At 39.4% G+C, this 19,103-nt stretch carries 18 protein-coding genes; 9 read left to right on the top strand and 9 right to left on the bottom strand.

Going from position 1 to position 19,103, the window contains the following annotated elements:
* Position 1: 1 nt before the first annotated feature.
* Together brnQ and MKX57_RS08400 are read right to left on the bottom strand one after the other, a co-directional pair.
* Entirely contained in the window at positions 2 to 1,345 is a 1,344-nt protein-coding gene (brnQ, locus tag MKX57_RS08405; protein WP_342550905.1) for a branched-chain amino acid transport system II carrier protein, read from the bottom strand.
* A 178-nt stretch (positions 1,346 to 1,523) separates the two neighbouring features.
* Positions 1,524 to 2,276: an alpha/beta fold hydrolase gene (locus MKX57_RS08400; RefSeq protein ID WP_031419567.1), complete on the bottom strand. Its 753-nt coding sequence runs from the start codon at positions 2,274 to 2,276 to the stop codon at positions 1,524 to 1,526.
* Positions 2,277 to 2,560: 284 nt separating this feature from the next.
* On the opposite strand from MKX57_RS08400, the gene MKX57_RS08395 reads away from it, so the two are divergent.
* On the top strand, positions 2,561 to 3,466 hold the full coding sequence (locus MKX57_RS08395; RefSeq protein ID WP_089985000.1) for a LysR family transcriptional regulator: 906 nt from the start codon (positions 2,561 to 2,563) through the stop codon (positions 3,464 to 3,466).
* A gap of 36 nt (positions 3,467 to 3,502) precedes the next feature.
* On the opposite strand, the gene MKX57_RS08390 is transcribed toward MKX57_RS08395, so the two are convergent.
* Positions 3,503 to 4,300: a DUF1835 domain-containing protein gene (locus tag MKX57_RS08390; RefSeq protein WP_107921829.1), complete on the bottom strand. Its 798-nt coding sequence runs from the start codon at positions 4,298 to 4,300 to the stop codon at positions 3,503 to 3,505.
* A 551-nt stretch (positions 4,301 to 4,851) separates the two neighbouring features.
* On the opposite strand from MKX57_RS08390, the gene MKX57_RS08385 reads away from it, so the two are divergent.
* The 6 genes from MKX57_RS08385 (at position 4,852) to MKX57_RS08360 (ending at position 10,365) form a co-directional block, all read left to right on the top strand.
* Positions 4,852 to 5,235, top strand: coding sequence for a sodium:proton antiporter (locus MKX57_RS08385; protein ID WP_089985002.1), 384 nt, complete (start codon positions 4,852 to 4,854; stop codon positions 5,233 to 5,235).
* Positions 5,236 to 5,619: 384 nt separating this feature from the next.
* Positions 5,620 to 6,714 carry a glutamate 5-kinase gene (proB, locus tag MKX57_RS08380; protein WP_089985004.1) on the top strand — a complete coding sequence of 365 codons (1,095 nt, stop codon included), beginning with the start codon at positions 5,620 to 5,622 and terminating at the stop codon, positions 6,712 to 6,714.
* Between the two features lie 12 nt (positions 6,715 to 6,726).
* Positions 6,727 to 7,977, top strand: a complete 1,251-nt coding sequence (locus tag MKX57_RS08375) for a glutamate-5-semialdehyde dehydrogenase (protein WP_090001805.1) — start codon at positions 6,727 to 6,729, stop codon at positions 7,975 to 7,977.
* An 88-nt stretch (positions 7,978 to 8,065) separates the two neighbouring features.
* The gene (locus MKX57_RS08370; protein WP_025115015.1) at positions 8,066 to 8,950 is read left to right on the top strand and encodes a DMT family transporter; all 885 of its coding nucleotides are present in this window, start codon (positions 8,066 to 8,068) and stop codon (positions 8,948 to 8,950) included.
* A complete protein-coding gene (locus tag MKX57_RS08365) occupies positions 8,950 to 9,900 on the top strand; it encodes a carbohydrate kinase (RefSeq protein WP_342550904.1) in 951 nt (316 codons plus the stop codon). The genes MKX57_RS08370 and MKX57_RS08365 overlap by 1 nt, the downstream gene beginning before the upstream one ends.
* A gap of 75 nt (positions 9,901 to 9,975) precedes the next feature.
* Positions 9,976 to 10,365: an RDD family protein gene (locus MKX57_RS08360; RefSeq protein ID WP_008180252.1), complete on the top strand. Its 390-nt coding sequence runs from the start codon at positions 9,976 to 9,978 to the stop codon at positions 10,363 to 10,365.
* A gap of 211 nt (positions 10,366 to 10,576) precedes the next feature.
* Here the strand turns inward: MKX57_RS08360 and MKX57_RS08355 are convergent, their stop codons facing one another.
* Complete coding sequence (locus MKX57_RS08355) at positions 10,577 to 11,008, bottom strand: GNAT family N-acetyltransferase (protein WP_043990712.1); 432 nt, start codon at positions 11,006 to 11,008, stop codon at positions 10,577 to 10,579.
* A gap of 125 nt (positions 11,009 to 11,133) precedes the next feature.
* On the opposite strand from MKX57_RS08355, the gene MKX57_RS08350 reads away from it, so the two are divergent.
* Entirely contained in the window at positions 11,134 to 11,586 is a 453-nt protein-coding gene (locus tag MKX57_RS08350; RefSeq protein WP_036125008.1) for a MarR family transcriptional regulator, read from the top strand.
* A 40-nt stretch (positions 11,587 to 11,626) separates the two neighbouring features.
* Here MKX57_RS08350 and MKX57_RS08345 read toward each other — a convergent pair whose 3' ends face one another.
* Positions 11,627 to 12,982 (bottom strand): aspartate aminotransferase family protein, encoded by a 1,356-nt coding sequence (locus MKX57_RS08345; protein WP_342550903.1) that lies wholly within the window; start codon positions 12,980 to 12,982, stop codon positions 11,627 to 11,629.
* A gap of 144 nt (positions 12,983 to 13,126) precedes the next feature.
* Here MKX57_RS08345 and MKX57_RS08340 point away from each other — a divergent pair, with 144 nt between their 5' ends.
* Positions 13,127 to 14,764, top strand: a complete 1,638-nt coding sequence (locus MKX57_RS08340) for a PucR family transcriptional regulator ligand-binding domain-containing protein (protein WP_008180245.1) — start codon at positions 13,127 to 13,129, stop codon at positions 14,762 to 14,764.
* Here the strand turns inward: MKX57_RS08340 and MKX57_RS08335 are convergent.
* The 4 genes from MKX57_RS08335 to MKX57_RS08320 are packed head-to-tail and all read right to left on the bottom strand — an operon-like array spanning position 14,753 to position 19,096.
* Positions 14,753 to 15,580, bottom strand: coding sequence for an ABC transporter permease (locus MKX57_RS08335; RefSeq protein WP_342550902.1), 828 nt, complete (start codon positions 15,578 to 15,580; stop codon positions 14,753 to 14,755). The genes MKX57_RS08340 and MKX57_RS08335 overlap by 12 nt on opposite strands.
* 12 nt (positions 15,581 to 15,592) lie before the next feature.
* On the bottom strand, positions 15,593 to 16,534 hold the full coding sequence (locus MKX57_RS08330) for an ABC transporter permease (RefSeq protein ID WP_036125000.1): 942 nt from the start codon (positions 16,532 to 16,534) through the stop codon (positions 15,593 to 15,595).
* A 16-nt stretch (positions 16,535 to 16,550) separates the two neighbouring features.
* Positions 16,551 to 18,107, bottom strand: a complete 1,557-nt coding sequence (locus MKX57_RS08325; RefSeq protein ID WP_096364098.1) for an ABC transporter substrate-binding protein — start codon at positions 18,105 to 18,107, stop codon at positions 16,551 to 16,553.
* 17 nt (positions 18,108 to 18,124) lie between these two features.
* The gene (locus tag MKX57_RS08320; protein WP_342550901.1) at positions 18,125 to 19,096 is read right to left on the bottom strand and encodes a P1 family peptidase; all 972 of its coding nucleotides are present in this window, start codon (positions 19,094 to 19,096) and stop codon (positions 18,125 to 18,127) included.
* Between the last annotated feature and the right edge of the window lie 7 nt (positions 19,097 to 19,103).

Genomic DNA, 19,103 nt, shown 5'->3' with positions numbered 1-19,103 from the left:
TTTAATTATAGTACTTTTTAGATGGAATTAGAGCTCCAAGTATTGCTCCAATAACCGCAGGCAATATCCACCCTAACCCTATATCATAAAACGGTAAGATGGAAGAATAAGCCTTCTCTACAACATCAAATACATGTAATTGCGCTTCAGGCACACTTACTACTAAGGCTTTATAGCCGTCTATTACGCTAATGAAAAATGTGAAAATCATCGCGATGGCATACACCGTTTGCTTATTGTGAAAGAACGATGAGCTAAGAGCCAGTAATATTAAAACAATCGCAAGTGGATATAGGAACATAAGAACTGGGATGGCGAACTGTATAATATTGTTTAATCCGAAGTTGGCAATGATGAAGGATACAACACACAATAAAAATACAAACCATTTATAGCTAATCTTCGGAAACACTTCGTGGAAAAATTCACTACATGAAGTGATTAAGCCGATACTTGTCTTTAAACAAGCGAGCACAATGATAACGGCTAATAAAATAGCACCGAATGAACCGAAATAATGGTCTGCCACTGAGGCAAAAATTAAACCCCCATTATCAAAGGTACCTACAGCTGAAATACTAGAAGCACCCATATACGTAATCAGGCCATAAATAAGCATCATAAGGGCCATTGCAAATATACCTGACGTCCATGTCGCCTTCGCTATTTCCTTCCGATCTGAAATACCTGCACTTTTAATTGCATTAATGACCACAATCCCGAAGGCAAGGGAAGCTAAAGCATCCATCGTATTATAGCCCTCTTTAAAGCCTGTCATAAAGGCAGCATCTATATAATCGCCCATCGGTTGTTGAAAATCCCCCATCGGCTTGACGATACTCGTAATAATTAAAATGAATAACACAATTAAAAAGGCTGGTGTTAAATATTTACCAATGTAATCCATAATTTTTGCTGGATTTAACGAGAAGTAAAAAACGATGGCGAAAAAAATGAAGCTAAACACGGCAAGCAATAATGTAACATGCTGTGCTTGAATATATGGCTCAAAGCCCACTACAAAAGGTACGGTCGCTGTACGTGGAATGGCAAAAAACGGGCCAATTGTTAAGTAAAGGGCCAATGAAAAGACAATACCGAAGACGGGATGAACACGGCTCGCTAGATCGCATAAGCCATTACTACCTGATAAACCAATCGCTAAAATTCCGAGGAATGGTAGACCGATAGCTGTGACTAAAAATCCGATTAATCCAAGCCAAAAATGGGTCCCTGCTAATTGACCTAATTGGATTGGAAAGATAAGATTCCCTGCTCCAAAATACAGCCCAAATAACATAGTACCGATGACTGCATAGGTTGAGAAAGGTATTTTTTGTTGCATAATTGATGTGCTCCTTAGAAGTTTTTAACTATAGCAAATTATTTTAATCGAATGATTTTTCATTACAATTCAATTATGTTATCAAGCATTTATTATAATTACAATAGTTTTTTCGAATAACATTATGAATATAGAATGTTATTGCATAAAAAAAGAGCTGTCCTCTGACAGCCCTTCCTTAATTTGCAACTGACCATTCAATATGATCTAAAAATTTATAAACATCTTCATATACTTTGTCACGTTCTTTATCTAACGTAATAATATGACCTGAATTTTCATACCAAATGATTTCTTTGTCATCTGTTTCTACAGTATTTAATATAAACGGTGCACTTTCCTGATAAAGCTCATCGTCTAATGACCCTTGTAGAACTAATGTCGGAGCTTTAATTGTTGATAAATCATCACGTGTTTCAGTCGTTAAACGTGTTACACCATCTAATGAATCTTTTGGTGAAATACGTAATTCATGTAATTCTGAAATAATTTGATCTTTTGATTTATTTTCAAAATGTTTATATAAACGAGCATAGTGGTACAAACGTGTAAATAAGCCTTTTGAATTATCACGTGTAATTGGTGCACACATCGCTACACATGCTTTTACTGGAAATGTCTCTGCTACTTTCAATGAGAAAACACCACCTAGTGAAATGCCAACAACTGCAATTTCTTCATAGCCTTTACTTTGAAGGAAGTTATAGCCTTCAACAACATCGTTCCACCAGTCTTCTGGTTTTGTTTCTAATAATGCTTCTGGTTCTACTCCGTGACCACTATAAATCGGTGCATGAACGGTATAACCTCGTTGAGATAAAAATTCTCCTAGCTTTTTCACATCTTTTGTGCTACCTGTGAATCCATGCAATAATAGTACGGCTTTTTTGCCTCCCTCAATTGTTAGAGGTTGCGGCTTTGTTAACTTCATTTTAGGATATCCCCTTCACGGAAATTATTAATTGTGTATTTTATGTGTCTATCTTAACACCCTTTATTCATAATGTACAATTTATAGTTTTTATCAAATCAATGTGTCTCATGCATGAATGATGTCAACTTAACACCTGTACTATCACACTTTCTACTACTTAACTTTTCCATTCTTCTAATTAAAGGCAACGTCTTTTTAAAAAGTTTTTGCCACCTATACTTCCTCTCTGTTTCCCGTTATAATGCAGTTAACTTAAAAATTACGAGAATAGAGATGAAAAAATGGAGTGGCAACAATTAGAATATTTTGTAACCGTTGCAAAGTTAGAACATATGACACGTGCTTCAGAAGCATTGGCAATCTCACAGCCAGCTCTAAGTCGATCAATATCAAAGCTGGAAGAAGAACTAGGTGTACCGCTTTTTGATAGGCAGGGACGTTCCATTATGCTCAATCGCTATGGTGAACTTTTTTTATATCGTGTGCAACGAATGCGGAAAGAATATGAGAAAGCTGTCTTAGAATTACAAGAGCTTAATAATCCGGAGCTTGGGGATGTGTCACTCGGTTTTTTACACACTCTTGGGACTAGTATTGTGCCGGACTTAATTCGTGCTTTTCGTCAGAAGCACCCCCATATCCGTTTTCATTTCACCCAAAATTACTCACATTCTCAATTAAAACAATTGCTTGCTGGAGAGTTAGACCTGTGCTTACTAGCTGCGATTGATACAGAGCCTCCCGTTAGCTGGAAGGAACTATGGCGAGATGAGTTATTTATTATGGTTCCAATTGATCATCCTCTTGCTCATCGCAAAAGCATAAAAATGAAAGAATTGGAGCATGAGAACTTCGTGCTGATGAAAAAAGGGTACGCCCTCCGCCGCTCAGCTGATCGCTTGTTACATGCTGCGGGCATTAAGCCTAAAATTTCTTATGAAGGTGATGAGGTTTCTACCATTGCAGGTTTTGTTGGTGCAGGTCTCGGTGTTTCATTGCTACCTGATGATGAGGATTTGAATCCGAAAAAAATCGTCAAAATCCATGTGGAGGATATGGTTTGTGAACGTATTATTGGCATGGCCTGGATAGACAATCGTTATTTGTCACCATCTGCTCGCCAATTTCAACAATTTGTCTTTGATTTTTATGATAAAAAAATATCTCCTCCCGCTCAGGAAAACTAAAGCGGTAGGTTGCCCCATGCAGCCTACCGCTTTTTATTATACGTCTATATACTTTACTCTACAGGAATGAAAATCTGATAAATCTCCTTCTATCTGAAACAAGCCTTGCTCAATCATAATCATTATGCGTTTCATAATGAATTCATCACTCATATAATCATCCAAGGCAATGTGAATAGTACTGATCATAGGCATAAGTAAAAGCCATTCTTCTTTCTGTTGTGCATGCATATTCTTCACAGCGGCAATAATGTGCGCATCCAAAGTATCTTCCTCTACATGTACAATGCCCTCTTTCCACAATCTGAGGGGACTTGAATGTTCTTTAAGGTTTTCCCATTCCTTAGCAAGCTGTTGACATTCCTGAACTGAAAATCGTTTAGCATAGGGACGAAGCTTCATGAGCATGTCTGAGGAAAGCTCTCCTGTATGGCGAATATCGAGATGTGGTTGAATTTGCTTCAGGCCATCTGTGGCGTCAATCCCATAAACCATACTACATTTATGAATAAACTCACTCATGACATAGCGCAAACCAATCTGTTCATGTGTATTTTGACTATACCAAACCCAAACATCCACATCACAGGGCAGCTCGGCAATTTTTTTCTTCCAGCTTTCATACATATCTACGTATAATTGCTGATCTTCATTATCTTTTATAATATGAGTGTTTAACCATACTATGCGCTCTTCTAAGCTGTGAAGAGGTCCAATAGAGAAATCATCATGGACACTTAAAACGGATTCATTACGTTGCAAAAGATGTTGGCGTATAGCAAGCTTCATGGAACCCTGAGTTGCTAAGCTAAAGGTTATATGTAAAATAGCCATGTGAATTCCTCCTAATGTTTGCTAATGGCAATCTGTATCCCGATCAATGTAAAGAGGATACCTTGAACCATATTTAATCGCTTAGCAAGAACAGGCTTTCCAATAATGACGAATCTATCTTTCCCTGCAACAATACTAAACAAAAAAATATTATTCATGCTTGTACTAAAAATACTATACCCAAAATAAGCATTTGAAACGCCATATGTTCAAGTGATGAATTGACAACTGTGATCACTACACAAGGGATTAAAGATTGTTCAATACTATCCCTTTTCTATATTATAAAAAAATAAGATTGGGAGGTAAATGACTCTATGCATCTTGGAACCTCCAATAATGCCCTTCCTTCACTACTTTTAACAAACTATTTTCATTATACTACATGCCTTACTTTACTTTAGATGTAAGTTTATGACTTTATTAAAATTTTTTCGTGAATGTCCGTTTCACAATTAATGCTCGTTTAAGCAATACTTTTCTCCTTTATTACATTATAATAGAAGAAACTCATCATAAAATAGACAACTTCAATAAGAGGTGATTATTAGATGGCAGTTAGTGATATTGTTTCACAGTACGAAGATGAGCACGGTCAGGTTTACTATAAAATGAAGTCCCATGACATTCAAGTAAAAGCTACACAAAATACAGGCTTAGCTCCTGTTATCACCTACTGGATGAATGACAAAGATATTACCGACTCTATTAGAAATTTACGTTTTAGTCCGCGTCCCCCATCAAGCTATATTCAGGATTATGAAGAATTTCAAGCAATGCTTTATTCGAAAGAGCAGCGTGCCATTAACATGCTTTATGAACAAATGAGCATAAAGCCAAAAAACATGTCCTCAGGAAAACAAGTACTATGGAGCTTCTTTGTGATTATGCTAGCAATGCTCCCCCTTTTCATCGCCATTTGGTGGTTTAAATAAAAATATCATGCCCTTTCTATCTTTTTTTCTTAATTTATCAAAACTTTCAAGTAATTTTCCCAATCATCTTGACAGGCATTTGGAAGTAGTGCATCCTTTACTCAATAGTTGAAAAAATTTATGATGAAAAAACGAACAAAGACCAGTAATTAGTAACTGCTTGAGCAGAGAGCGATGTCCATCGGCTGCAAGACATTGTGCAAGTAAGACTAATGAACCTACTTTGTCTATCGTCCTAGCTAAACTAGGCGCAGTCTCTAGCGTTATGAGGAAAGTGGAATGTCGCACGATATTCAATGTAGGTGGTACCACGGAAAGCAACCCTTTTCGTCCTAATTTTTTTAGGATGAAAGGGTTTTTATTTTGACAATTGGAGGTCGTTTGGTGGAAAAAAAGAGAATTGTCATCAAGATTGGGAGTAGCTCCTTAACAAATGCAAAAGGCGAAATCGATAAAGTTCGCTTAATGGATCATGTTCAGGCAATCGCGGAGTTGAAGAACCAGGGACATGACGTATTACTTGTATCATCAGGTGCAGTAGCAGCAGGCTTTAAACAGCTTGGCTACCCAGCTCGTCCTGTTACGGTAAAGGGCAAACAGGCGGCGGCGGCAGTTGGGCAAAGCTTGCTTATTCAAACGTACAGTGCCTTATTTAGTATTTATGATATAATGCCTGCTCAAATTTTACTGACGCGTACCGATTTTTCTAAAAAGGAATGCTATAAAAATGCCTATGCTACTTTCGAGGAATTGCTTGAACGCTCGATGCTACCTATTATTAATGAAAATGATACCGTTTCTATAAGTGAGTTAACCTTTGGCGACAATGATATGCTGTCTGCGCTTGTTAGTGGACTTGTACATGCAGATCAACTCATCATTTTAACAGATGTTAATGGCTTATATAACGCCAACCCTAGCAAAAACCCTCAGGCGGAACGCATCGATTACTTAACATCCATTACAGATGACCTGTTAAACTTTGCAGACGGTACAGGTTCCAAGGTGGGTACAGGTGGCATGGCATCTAAGCTATTGGCTGCCCGCACAGCTTTACAGGCAGGAGTTAAAGTTTTTATTGGAACAGGAAGTGGCGCTCAAAAGCTTGTTGATATTTTAGCAGGGCGTGGTGATGGCACGTATGTTGGACATGATGACCTAGCCGTGTTAAAGAATCATAAACAGTGGATTGCACTTACGGAAGTTTCTGGTAAAATTTTTATAGATAGTGGTGCTGAACAAGCACTTATGGTCAATGGTAAAAGCTTGTTACCTGCTGGTGTTTATCAGGTTGAAGGTGATTTTAACAATGGGGATGTAGTTGAAGTGTATAGTGAACAAGGTCTACTTGGACGTGGTGAAGTGCTGTATTCCTCACAAGAATTGATGTCCGCTATGGGCAAACGGTCAAATGCATTTTCGAAATGCCCGATCGAGGTTATTCATAGAGATAAATGGCTGAAAATTCAAACTAAATAAGGAGGTCTAAACATGATAAGTGAAATTCAAAAAAAAGGCCAACGTGCCAAAGCCGCTAGCTATATATTAAATATTAAAACGACTTGTGAGAAAAATGAAGCTCTAACTAAAATTGCCGAACAGCTATTGATGGACCAACATGACATCATTGCAGAAAATGCAAAAGACCTTGTCAATGGAGAACAACAAGGGATGTCTGCTTCTACATTGGACCGTATCATGCTCAATGAGGAACGCATTATGGCGATGGTCGATGCCATTCATTTACTTGTCTCTCTCAAAGACCCAGTTGGCACAGTCATCGAACGTATAGATAAAGATAATGGTCTCCACATCGAAAAGCGCATGGTACCACTTGGGGTCATAGGAATGATCTATGAAGCAAGACCGAATGTTACGGTGGATGCCGCGACACTGTCCCTAAAAACAGGCAATGCCGTGATTTTACGAGGGAGCTCATCTGCTACGTTTTCAAATAGTGCCCTTGTAGCAAGTATTCGTTGTGCATTGGCAAAAACGTCTCTACCGACAGATGCTGTCCAACTAATCGAGGATACGAGCCGAGAAACAGCTAAAGAATTATTTCATTTAAACGAGTTCTTGGATGTATTAATACCTCGAGGCGGCAAGGCTCTTATAGACTTAGTCGTCCGAGAAGCTTCTGTCCCTGTATTAGAAACAGGTGCAGGAAACTGTCATATTTATGTGGACGAAATGGCGGATTACATAAAGGCAGAAAAAATTTGTTTGAATGCAAAAACACAGCGTCCCTCTGTTTGTAATGCTGCAGAAAGCTTATTAATTCACCCAGTATGGTTTAAAACATATGGCACGCAGCTTCTATCATCGCTCCATAAAGCAGGTGTTACTATTATTGGTGACGAGCGAGTATGCGAGGCATTTTCAGGAGCCCTTCTAGCGACTGAGGATGACTATGCGACTGAGTTCCTTGATTTAAAAATAAGTGTTAAATTAGTTGAAAATGTTTACGAGGCCATTGAGCATATTCATCATTTTGGGACCAATCATTCTGAAGCGATTATTACGGAAGATCCATTAGTGGCGGAAACGTTTTTAAACAGCGTTGATGCAGCGGCAGTTTATCATAACGCTTCTACCCGCTTCACGGATGGTTTTGAATTTGGCTATGGAGCAGAAATTGGTATTAGTACGCAAAAGCTACACGCGCGTGGCCCAATGGGATTACCTGCCCTCACCTCTACAAAATATTTTATATATGGTAGTGGGCAAATTCGCGAATAATGCTATAGCAAGATAAATGCTGGTAGGGATTTACCCTACTAGCTTTCATTTTCACATTTACAAATAAAAAATAGAAAGAAGGTTTTGTATGAACATCTCAGCCATTATTAAACTAACCGTATCGATGGCACTTTTTGGCTCCATCGGTTTTTTCACCGTTCATACGGGAGTTCCTGCAACAGAGCTTGTCTTTGTTAGATGTATTTGCGCAACCCTCTTTCTAGGAGTATTGTGGCTCATCACAGGTGGACATAAAACGGAGAAATGGGAAAAGAAAGAAATTATTCAAACGATTATTTGTGGCGTTTTCCTAGTGCTAAATTGGGTATTTTTATTTAAAGCCTTTGAGGAAATGTCCATTTCAATTGCGATTTCTATCTATAATTTAGCCCCTATCTTTGTTTTAATTTTAGGCGCTATCTTTTTAAAAGAAAAAATGACCATTCGAGCACTCGTAGCAACCATTACTTGCTTTATCGGTAGTATTTTTATTATGGGTCTTCAAAATTTTGTATCTTTCTCTGAATTTATGCAATCAGGATTTGTTTGGGCCTTACTGTCAGCGGTGTTTTATGCCCTTACTATGCTAACAAGCAAGACCATTACAAACCTTAGCTCTTACGCCTTAACATATATACAAACAACGGTTGGCATTGTGATGCTACTGCCTTTCATCGATTTCTCACTCTTTGAAGGTTTAACCACAACCAATTGGTTCTATATTTTAGGCACAGGATTTATTCATACTGGATTTGTTTATTATTTATTTTTTGATAGTATCCGCAGTCTTTCTACCATTCTAGTTTCCGTACTAGTATTCGTCGACCCAGTTGTCGCGATTTTACTCGATATGCTGCTGCTTGATTTTATGCCGAACTTTATGCAAACTTTGGGCATTCTATTCATCTTCGGCGGGATTTTCTATACGATCTATACACCGAAGAAAAAACGGCTACCACAGGAGGTATCCTAATGGGCAAACTCTTTACAATTGGCGAATTATTAATAGATTTTACGCCAACCCAGCAGCATGGTGACCTAGCCCTTATTGAGCATTTTACGAAGCATGCTGGTGGAGCCCCTGCAAATGTAGCAGCAGTGTGTGCCAAGCTTGGTCAACAGGCTGCCCTCCTAACACAAGTAGGGCAGGATGCGTTTGGTGATTTTCTGAAGAAGACCTTGCAGCTAGTAGGTGTGGATACACAATATATTCGTCAAACGACTGAGGGAGAAACAAGCCTTGCTTTTGTAGCACTCTCTGAAACTGGGGAGCGTGATTTTCAATTTTACCGACGTCATGCTGCAGATCTATTGTATAAACAAGAGTATCTCCCCTCACAACTATTAACAGACAAAGATATCATTCATTTTTGTTCTGTTAATCTTGTGGAAAGTCCGATGAAGTCTGCCCATTTAGCTTTTATTGAGCAGGCACATCAAGCAGGCAGCATCGTTTCCTTTGATCCGAATGTCCGCTTGCCTTTATGGCAGGATGAGACGGTATGTCGAGAAACGATTCTAGCTTTTTTACCAAAAGCCCATATTGTAAAGCTCTCCAATGAAGAACTGTTATTTCTCACAGCCGTTGAAGATGAAATGTCGGCTGTGCACACATTATTTCAGGGACATCTAGAGACGATTATCATTACACATGGAGCAGAAGGCGCAACAATATATACAAAGAAATATCATAGTAAGGTCAATGCTGAGAACGTACAAGCAGTTGATACGACTGGTGCTGGGGACGCTTTTATTGGGGCGATATTAAGTCAATTCCTGCAACATCAACTATCTGTGGATCATTTGGTGGCCTATTGTGAACAGCATGCGATATCCCTGCTTTCGTTTGCAAACCGCTATGCAGGAATCACAACAATGAAGCACGGGGCAATCCCCTCATATCCTGAACAATTATTGGAATGAATCTAGCATCATTCGAAACTTTTTATCCTTATTTTCCGTATGTACTGATGAGAAATCAATGGAAGGAGGACCTGCATGGAATCAATAACAAAAAAACGAGCCCTTGCTTTTTTAATGGATACTGCTATTTCAACAGCTGTCACATTAGGCGTAGAGTATTTTCTACGAAAGAAAGTGAAAAGTGAGGTGGTTCATGCACTCGTTACACCGACCGCCATGTTATGGGCATTAGAGTATGCACAGCTTCGTAAAAATGGACAAACCATTGGCTACAAGGCTATGGGTCTAGTACTCGAACATGAAGAGGGTCATACATTATCAGACCGTCAAATTATTAAACGCATGGCTTATCGTGACACAATCAGTTCATTTCACTATTTAAAAAATCGCCAAGCTTTCGAGCAACAGCAAGGTCAATGCCTTCCCCATGACAGCTTTGCGGGTACGGTTGTGAAAGAAAAATAAACGAATAGCTGAAATTAGTGGTAGATAAGCAACACAATGACGTATGGAGCATGATGGATCATCGAACACATATCCAACTTTCATAGGTTAACAATAAAATACCTCCTCCCAAGGTCAAGAGGAGGAGGTATTATTTAATGACAATTAACTTCATGCTTTCTTCAATAAAGAGTACGTGGACATTTTACCAACTTTTCAATCCCTAGCACATTTACCAATATTTCTTCATTAAAATATGGGGAATGCCGCAATCCATAAACTCTTCCCCTTCACGCTTATAGCCTAATTTTTCATAAAAACCTTCTGCATACGATTGAGCATTTAATTTAGCTTTTGTCAGACCATTATCGCGGGCAATTTGCTCTAACCCAATAATGATTTCTTTGCCAAGACCAAATTTACGGAACTCTTCTACTATACAAATACGCTCCAATTTACCATAGCCCTCGACTACACGGAGTCTACCCGTTCCTACTGGCTGCTCCTTATAGTACACAAGAATATGATCACATGGTGCTTGCAGTGAATCAAATTCATCATACTCTTCTACCTCAGGTACTTGTTGCTCTTCAATAAAAACTTTTCGTCTAAAATCAAATGCTAATTGTAAGTCTGCTTCAGTTGTTACTTTTTTTATGCTCATGAATACTCCTCCTAGTTTCACTTCAATCATCCTCTTCTCCAGGTGCATTTTTCGCCTGAAGATGATACTATTAGTATAGAACTATTTTTATTGCAAATACAATAAAAATCTCAGGAGGATAGAAAATGAAAGAAATCTTACGTGAAATTGGTGCGATCGCACGGGCATTAGACTCGATTAGTAATATAGAATTTAAGGAATTGGATTTAACGAAGGGTCAATATTTATATGTAATCCGAATTTGCGAAAATCCTGGGATCATTCAAGAAAAAGTCGCAGAGCTATTGAAGGTGGATCGCACAACCGCTTCTCGGGCCATTCAAAAATTAGAAACAAAAGGCTTTATTGAAAAAAGAAGTGATCAAGGAAATAAGAAAAATAAATTACTTTTCCCAACTAATAAGAGCTTAGACATCTATCCATTTTTAAAACGGGAGGGCGAGTACTCCAACGAACGAGCACTTGATGGTTTTTCTAGCGAAGAAGTCGATAGCATTCACCATTTACTCACGCGCGTCCTACAAAATATTGAAATTGATTGGGAAGCTGTAAAAAAAGGACAGAAGCGACACTATTAAAGGCGATTCCTGATTTATCCCGATCTGGAATCGCCTTGTACTAGACATGGGTCGCAAATACTCTTTTTAAAACAGCTACCATAAAATCAAGATCTTCATCGGTACAGCAAAGTGGTGGACTTAACGTAATGATATTATTATAGCCCTCCACTGTATCGCCATTTTTCCCAATAATTAAGCCATTCGCTTTACAAGCAGCTATGATGCTTGCCACACGTTCTTCTTTAGCAGGTTTTTGTGAGACTTTATCTTCAACAAGCTCGATACCAACGAGCAACCCAAGTCCCCGAATATCACCAACATAGGGCAGTTCTAATAAGTCTTGTAAGTCATGGAGTAGTTGAATTCCCAAATCTTTTGCTCGTTGTACAAGTCCCTCTTCCTCAATGATCTTAATATTTTCTAATGCTACTGCACAGGCTGCTGGGTTACCACCAAACGTATTAATATGTCGAAAATGACTATAGCCATCTGATGCTTTAAATTTTTCATAAATATCTTTTCTTACTGCTGTAATTGATAATGGTAAATAGGCGCTAGTGAGTCCCTTTGCCATCGTAATAACATCTGGGCGAATACCAAAATGCTGATGGCCAAATAGCTTGCCTGTTCGCCCAAAACCACAAATAACTTCATCGATAATGAGTAATACCCCATATTTTCTACAAATGCGCTCTACTTCTTGAACATATGTTGGTTGTGGAATTAAAACACCACCACCTGTTATGAATGGCTCCATAATAACTGCCGCAATTGTTTCTTTTTGCTCCCAAATAATTTTTTCCTCGATGTCACGTGCTCTTGCTAAATTATATGCTTCAATAGATTGTCCTTTTGGACGGCGATATGGATCGGGTGGGGCAACATGCAGGAAGCCTGGTGTTAAGGGTTCATATTTATATTTACGTAATGCCTGGCCTGTAGCAGCTAAAGCTCCAAGCGAGCTACCATGGTAGGCACGATAACGAGCAATCATTTTATAGCGGGTCCCTTCCCCGTTTTGTTGATGGTATTGTCGTATAACCTTGAACGATACTTCATTTGCATCAGAACCACTATTCGAATAAAACATCATATAGTCATCCTCTAATAAGCTGTTGATTTTTTCAGCTAATCTAATAGCAGGTTCATGACTTTGTGTTAAAGGAGCATAGCATAGTTTTTTTAATTGCTCATAAGCGACCTTAGCAAGTCGCTCACGTCCATAGCCTACATTGACCGCCCATAAGCCCGACATGCCATCTAAAAATCGGTTGCCTAAACTGTCTGTTATCCAGGCACCTTCTCCCTGTTCAATAATGACGGGTGTATGGTCGTTATAAATGGACATATGGTGCCAAACGTTTTCACGATCTTTTTGCTGTAAGGTATGGGTGAACAGATCACTTCGTTCCATATCATGACCTCCAATCGTGTATCCTAGATGTCTTTTTTGTCTTTCGTCAATTTCTACTATTACGCTCATTCGTGTTGAAATTTTCTGACTTCTCAAACATAATAAAAAATAGACATTGTACATTCGAAGGGCAGGTGCTAATTTATGTCGAAACATCCTCTACTCGTACGTGATGTCCTGAAGCGCAAATATTTTGAATCGGCGAAGCTTATAGCAGGACACCATGGCCTTGAACGCCAAGTTCAGTGGACACATATTTTAGAAATTAAAGATTTTGATACATTAATTAATGGTGGTGAGCTCATTTTAACTACCGGTGTCGGATTACAGTTAGAGCGCGAAACACAAATTGCCTACTTACAAAACCTTATTCGGAATGAAGCAGCAGGGCTTTGTATTGAAATTGGAGACTATTTTGATCATGTACCCGTCGAGCTGATTGCCATGGCGAATGCGCATCATTTCCCAATCATTGTCTTTGAAGAAATAGTACGCTTTATCGATATTACACAAGATTTACATACGTACATAATTAACCAACATCAACAGGCACTTACACAGCTCGATACCCTTTCCAAAACATTTATGGAATTATCGTTAATGCCAAATGGTATTTTAAAAATTTTACAAGTCCTTCATCAAGATACCGAGGCACCATTTTTATTTGTCTCTGAAGATACCAAAAGCTTTTATTATCCAGTCGAAGCCAAAAAGTACTTACGTATGATGGAAGAACATTGTCAGCAGTTAGAACTACAGGAGCCCTTGCATCTTTTATCAATTGACAAGGATCATTTTGTCATTATCCCCGTAAATGGCCTTGGGCAAGTTTGGGGCTATTTATGTATGCATTCTGGACTGCCAAAACCGAGTGATTATACCTTATTAAACTTGGAACGTGCTACGATGTCGATTGCCCATATTTTAATGCGAAATCGCATGCTACAGGAACGTCAGCAAAGCCGTGAGGATGAATTTATTCTTGCGTTAATTCAAGGCCAGCCTGTCGATATCCAATACTATCAAAGCTATTTACCGATTGAAAGTCGTAATTTATTTTACCGTGTCGTCGTGTTCAATCTACATGACGAAGCCAAAGTGGTACCAGAGGAAGAGTGGCAGGAAATTCAATTACAAAATGCCATGTATGTCCGCTCCATCTTAAAGAAGCTAGGATTCTTCCCTACCGTTTCAGTACGACAGCATGAAATTATTATTTTAGCTTTCTATATTGCTGCAGATTATATGAAGGATAATCGAGATTCCTTCGATCAAGCGATAGCACAAATTGTTGCTAGAAAAGCATCGCAATTTTTTGAACAGCTCACCCTTACTTGCGGGATTAGCAATGTTTATCAAACGATAGAAAGTGTCCATCTTGGCTATAAGGAGGCTAAATCGGTTATCCAAATGCAGCATCATCAATTGACTAGCTCCATTTATTATAAGGATTTAGGTGTCTTCCGGTTATTACTACAGCAGGAGCAGACCGCCCTCTTACAATTTGTGAAAGATTATTTACAAGAACTATTATTGCTGGATCAAAAAAATGGTCATGATTTATTCCAAACATTAGCTGTTTACTTAGCTTGCAATGGAGCTAAAAATGATACGGCTGAGCAATTGTTTATCGTCCGTCAAACGCTCTATAAACGAATTGAACGACTAGAAAGTATATTCGGTGCTGATTTTTTACAAGCGCCACATCGACTAAACATTGAAATCGCAGTCAAGGCCTATGAGCTTTTGCAAAAAACAGCACCTGATTTATTACGATTTTGAACGCGGGTCCATAAAATCACGTAAGGCATTACTAAGCATATATAAACCAAGAACAAGAATCGTAATGGCTCCTCCAGGCGCATACGTATACCAAGGGGCACCGATTAAATAAGCCTGTGAATCTTTTAACATTCTGCCCCAGCTAGGGTTTGGTGGCTGAACACCAAGCCCTAAATAGCTTAGTGCTGCCTCTGCTAGCATGGCAGTTGCGAATGTGACCGTCGCCGCGACAATAATTTGCGATGATATATTAGGTAAAATATGACGAAACATGATGCTATGAGGCTTGACGCCAATTAATTTCGCTGCCAATACATACTCCGAGTCACGTTGTTGGACAAAGCCGCTTCGCGCAATTCGGGCAATAGCAGGAATGGCGATAATGCCCAATGCTACGGCCGTATTGACAATCCCTGGGCCAAATACAGCTACTAGCATTAACGCTAAAATAATGCCCGGAAATGCCATTAAAGCGTCCATTGTTCGCATAAATATTTCATCAATCCAGCCGCCAACATAGCCTGCAATTCCACCTATGGTAATCCCAAAAAACGTCCCAATTCCTACAGTTAATAATCCAACAGCGAAAGCAGTTTGTGTCCCCTTCATAATTCGGCTAAAAATATCACGCCCGAATTCATCTGTCCCAAAAAGATAAGCACCACCTGGCCCACGCAATTTCTCAGGTATGTTCATGGCGTTGACATCATGAGGTGTATAAAAAAAGCTGACCAACATGACGACCAAAAAGCCGACAATGACGAGGAGACCAATGGATAAATTCAGTTTTTTAGTATAACGTTGTAGCTGTTTCATTGTATCCACCTCTTAACGTAATCGGATTCTAGGATCTAATACAGAATATAAAATATCGACAATAAAATTTATCATAACTACAGCAACCGTAATATACATGACAATCCCCTGTACAAGTGGAAAATCACGGTTACTAATAGCCGTTATGAGAAGCTGTCCAATACCCGGCAAAGAAAATACTTGCTCCACAATAATTGTCCCCGCTACAACTTCCGCCATAATTAGGCCAAATACGGTTAAAATCGGAATCATGGAATTTTTCAATACATGCTTATACATGACATTGTGTTCAGACATTCCTTTACTGCGAATTGTGCGTACATAGTCGAGCTGAACCTGCTCTAAAATAGCTGTACGCACATATCGGAAGTTCACAGCAATTTGTGGTATCGCAATGGTTAGGGCTGGGAGAAGGAGCGTACTGAGCGCCCCTGCAACACTTTGTGTCCATGGAATATAACCACTAATTTTAAAGAAGCTAAACTGTAAGCCAACGTAAAGAATAAGCATCATCCCTAGCCAAAAGGATGGTACAGCCATCCCAATTTGTGTCACAGTCGATAATGACACATCACTTATTTTATTTTGTCTTCTTGCCGCAAACATCCCTAAAGGTAAGGAAATGAATAAAACAATGAGCAAGGTTATCCCCGCCAACGACATAGTGACAGGAAGTCGATCAAATAATAAATCTTTTACAGGCATTGAAAAACGAATGGAATCGCCTAGCTGACCTGTCAATAAGCCCTTCATCCAATCCACATATTGTTCATAAAGAGGACGATCTAAGCCGAGTTCAGATCGTAAATTTTCAATTTGTGTGGGATCCGCTTCTGTCCCTAACATCGTTCGCACCGGATCTCCAGGTAATATTTGAAAAACACCAAATGTGATGATGGATACTAGCAGGATGGTTGTTATTAACAGGATGATTCGACGTAAAATATACATCATGAGCACTCATCCCTTCCTAGTTTGAAAATTGAACCTCTGACATATCATGGAACCAGAATGGATAGCTCTTAAGCCCCGTCACTTGTTTGTCAGCACCCCAAACAATTTGGTAATCAGCAATATAAACCGCAGTAGCCTGCTCAGCTAAAATCTCCTGTGCTCGATGGTAGTACTCAATTTGTTTGGCTTGGTCTGTTTCCTTTAGCACATCCGTCATAATTTTGTCATACTCGTCATTTTTAAATAGGAAGAAGTTTTCACTATCATTTGTAGAAATATAATCATTTAGCACCTCGTAGGCTGATGCACGACCTGTTAAATCAATCGTTGTCATTTCATAGTCACGGCCAAAATAAACACGGTCTAGCCAAATCCCCCACTCCACAACCTCAATCTCTACATCAATGCCAATCTCTTGCAAATTAGCAACTGCAATTTGCGCAATATTCGAATACATATCATTGTGGGAAGATACCGTAATTTTTGTTTTGAACCCATCCGGATAACCGGCCTCTGCCAATAATGCCTTCGCTTTTTCTATATCGCGTTTATACATACTTTCTAAGCCCTTCTTTTGGAAATCGCCCATCGCTGGACTCATATTAGAACCAAGTGGGACAGCATAGCCCGCAAATACCGAATCAATAATATCGGATTTACTAATCGCGTAGTTAATAGCTTGTCTAACTTTTACGTTATCGAATGGAGCCTTTGTTTCATTAAATGTGATGATTAAAGAAGAGTTATTATTTTGATGCGTTAAATTGTAGCCCCCTTCAACCTCACTCACACGATGCCATGGTACACTTGTTAGATCAACCTCATTTGCCATCAAGCTCATAATCGCTGCTTGATCATCTGATTGGAAGGTAAACGTAACTTTATTCAAATAAGGTAAGCCTTCCTGCCAGTAGTTATCATTTTTCTTAAGTTCTAAATTTGTCCCTGGCGCGTATTTCACAAAGGCAAAAGGACCTGTTCCGATTGGATTCTCATTATGCTTCCCATCATTACTTTTAGGAATAATAGCTGATTGTCTTGCCGTTAATGAATACAGGAAGTTAGAATTAGGCTCCTTTAATTTAATCACAAATGTGCTGGCATCTGGTGCCTCAGTTGATGCCACGTTATCGAAGTTATTGGACATTTTTTCCCCACCGTTTTTCCCCATTAAACGGTCAAAGGAATATTGAATATCGTCCATCGTTAAGTCATCACCATTATGGAATTTCACTCCTTGGCGAATTTTGAAAGTATACGTTAAACCATCCTCTGAAACTTCATAGCTCTCTGCAAGTCCTTCTTTTAAAGAACCATTTGTTTCTGGCGCCATTAGCCCTTCAAATAAATTCATAATCATTTGATACGAAATGGATGCCGTTGCCTTATGTGGATCTAAAAAATCGGGATCATCATTTACACGCACAACAATTTCCTGCGGCACATCTGCTGTAGTTTGTCCATTAGGACTATTAGAGCTCGTTGAAACTTTCTCTCCATCACTAGAACATGCACTTATGATGAATACCATCATGAACATTAAGAGTATTACCCCACTGTTTTTCAAATTCATTGTCGTTCCCCCTTCTCCTAAGTGCTTATCTTTTGAATGCTTGTATAGCTTTCCACCCCTGCCAATTTATCTGCCGCTTGAATACCAGTAAGAATAGCTTCCTCCATCACCTTAGTCGCTAAATGTCCCAAGTAATCTAGCGCAAATGTCCGCTCTCCAGTACCTAGCACAAAAATAGTATCGCCATCAAGCATCGTATGGACAGGATAAATCGTTCGGGCAAGAGCGTTTTGCGTAAGCTGGGCAATCTTTTTTGCTTCTGCCTTCGTTAATTTTGCATTCAACGCTACTACGCCAATGGTTGTATTCGTGCCAGCAAGTGCCTCTGATTGTGCATGCTGTTCGAGATAGGCACAGCAATCCAACCACTGTCCTGTTTGAGGATTTCTCGCTCCCGCTAAAATTTGCCGTGTATTAGGATTCTTGACATCACCTACTGCGTTAACAGCCACAATAGCCCCAGCAATGAGCCCATCCTTGCCCGCAATTGATGCACTACCAAGTCCACCCTTCATGGCAAAGTCTGGTCCTGCCAGTTTACCTACCGTTGCCCCATAGCCCGCGCCAATATTGCCATTTTGAAATGAACCTACTTGGGCCGCTTGGGCTGCTTCATAGCCCATTTGTGCTGTAGGTCGAGCTTGAGGATCGCCAATAAATAAGTCAAAGAGGACGGCACTTGGCACAATCGGAATTCTGGCAACACCTGCATCAACCCCAATCCCTTGCTCCTCTAAAAATTGCATGACTCCTGTGGCAGCATCTAATCCAAAGGCACTGCCCCCTGACAGACAAATACCATGCACACGATCAATTTCATTGATGGGATCTAATGCATCCGTTTCACGAGTACCTGGTGCAGACCCTCGAACATCTACCCCACACACTGCCCCGCCTTCCATTAATAGAGCCGTACAGCCTGTAATCCCCTCTTCATTTTCACGATGCCCCACCTTGATACCAGGAACATCGGTAATATTGCCAAACATATCAACC

This window comes from Lysinibacillus sp. FSL M8-0216, assembly GCF_038595555.1.
Taxonomy (GTDB): Bacteria; Bacillota; Bacilli; order Bacillales_A; family Planococcaceae; genus Lysinibacillus; species Lysinibacillus fusiformis.
This window is presented reverse-complemented; position numbering and strand designations above follow the sequence as displayed.

Bases quoted from the DNA above. Each gene is read 5' to 3' on its own strand.
- MKX57_RS08350 (WP_036125008.1), top strand. From the start codon at position 11,134: ATGAAAGAAATCTTACGTGAAATTGGTGCGATCGCACGGGCATTAGAC.
- MKX57_RS08345 (WP_342550903.1), bottom strand. From the start codon at position 12,982: ATGGAACGAAGTGATCTGTTCACCCATACCTTACAGCAAAAAGATCGT.
- MKX57_RS08335 (WP_342550902.1), bottom strand. From the start codon at position 15,580: ATGAAACAGCTACAACGTTATACTAAAAAACTGAATTTATCCATTGGT.
- MKX57_RS08330 (WP_036125000.1), bottom strand. From the start codon at position 16,534: ATGATGTATATTTTACGTCGAATCATCCTGTTAATAACAACCATCCTG.
- MKX57_RS08390 (WP_107921829.1), bottom strand. From the start codon at position 4,300: ATGGCTATTTTACATATAACCTTTAGCTTAGCAACTCAGGGTTCCATG.
- MKX57_RS08340 (WP_008180245.1), top strand. From the start codon at position 13,127: ATGTCGAAACATCCTCTACTCGTACGTGATGTCCTGAAGCGCAAATAT.
- MKX57_RS08355 (WP_043990712.1), bottom strand. From the start codon at position 11,008: ATGAGCATAAAAAAAGTAACAACTGAAGCAGACTTACAATTAGCATTT.
- MKX57_RS08395 (WP_089985000.1), top strand. From the start codon at position 2,561: ATGGAGTGGCAACAATTAGAATATTTTGTAACCGTTGCAAAGTTAGAA.
- MKX57_RS08375 (WP_090001805.1), top strand. From the start codon at position 6,727: ATGATAAGTGAAATTCAAAAAAAAGGCCAACGTGCCAAAGCCGCTAGC.
- MKX57_RS08365 (WP_342550904.1), top strand. From the start codon at position 8,950: ATGGGCAAACTCTTTACAATTGGCGAATTATTAATAGATTTTACGCCA.
- MKX57_RS08370 (WP_025115015.1), top strand. From the start codon at position 8,066: ATGAACATCTCAGCCATTATTAAACTAACCGTATCGATGGCACTTTTT.
- brnQ (WP_342550905.1), bottom strand. From the start codon at position 1,345: ATGCAACAAAAAATACCTTTCTCAACCTATGCAGTCATCGGTACTATG.
- MKX57_RS08320 (WP_342550901.1), bottom strand. From the start codon at position 19,096: ATGTTTGGCAATATTACCGATGTTCCTGGTATCAAGGTGGGGCATCGT.
- MKX57_RS08325 (WP_096364098.1), bottom strand. From the start codon at position 18,107: ATGAATTTGAAAAACAGTGGGGTAATACTCTTAATGTTCATGATGGTA.
- MKX57_RS08400 (WP_031419567.1), bottom strand. From the start codon at position 2,276: ATGAAGTTAACAAAGCCGCAACCTCTAACAATTGAGGGAGGCAAAAAA.
- MKX57_RS08385 (WP_089985002.1), top strand. From the start codon at position 4,852: ATGGCAGTTAGTGATATTGTTTCACAGTACGAAGATGAGCACGGTCAG.
- MKX57_RS08360 (WP_008180252.1), top strand. From the start codon at position 9,976: ATGGAATCAATAACAAAAAAACGAGCCCTTGCTTTTTTAATGGATACT.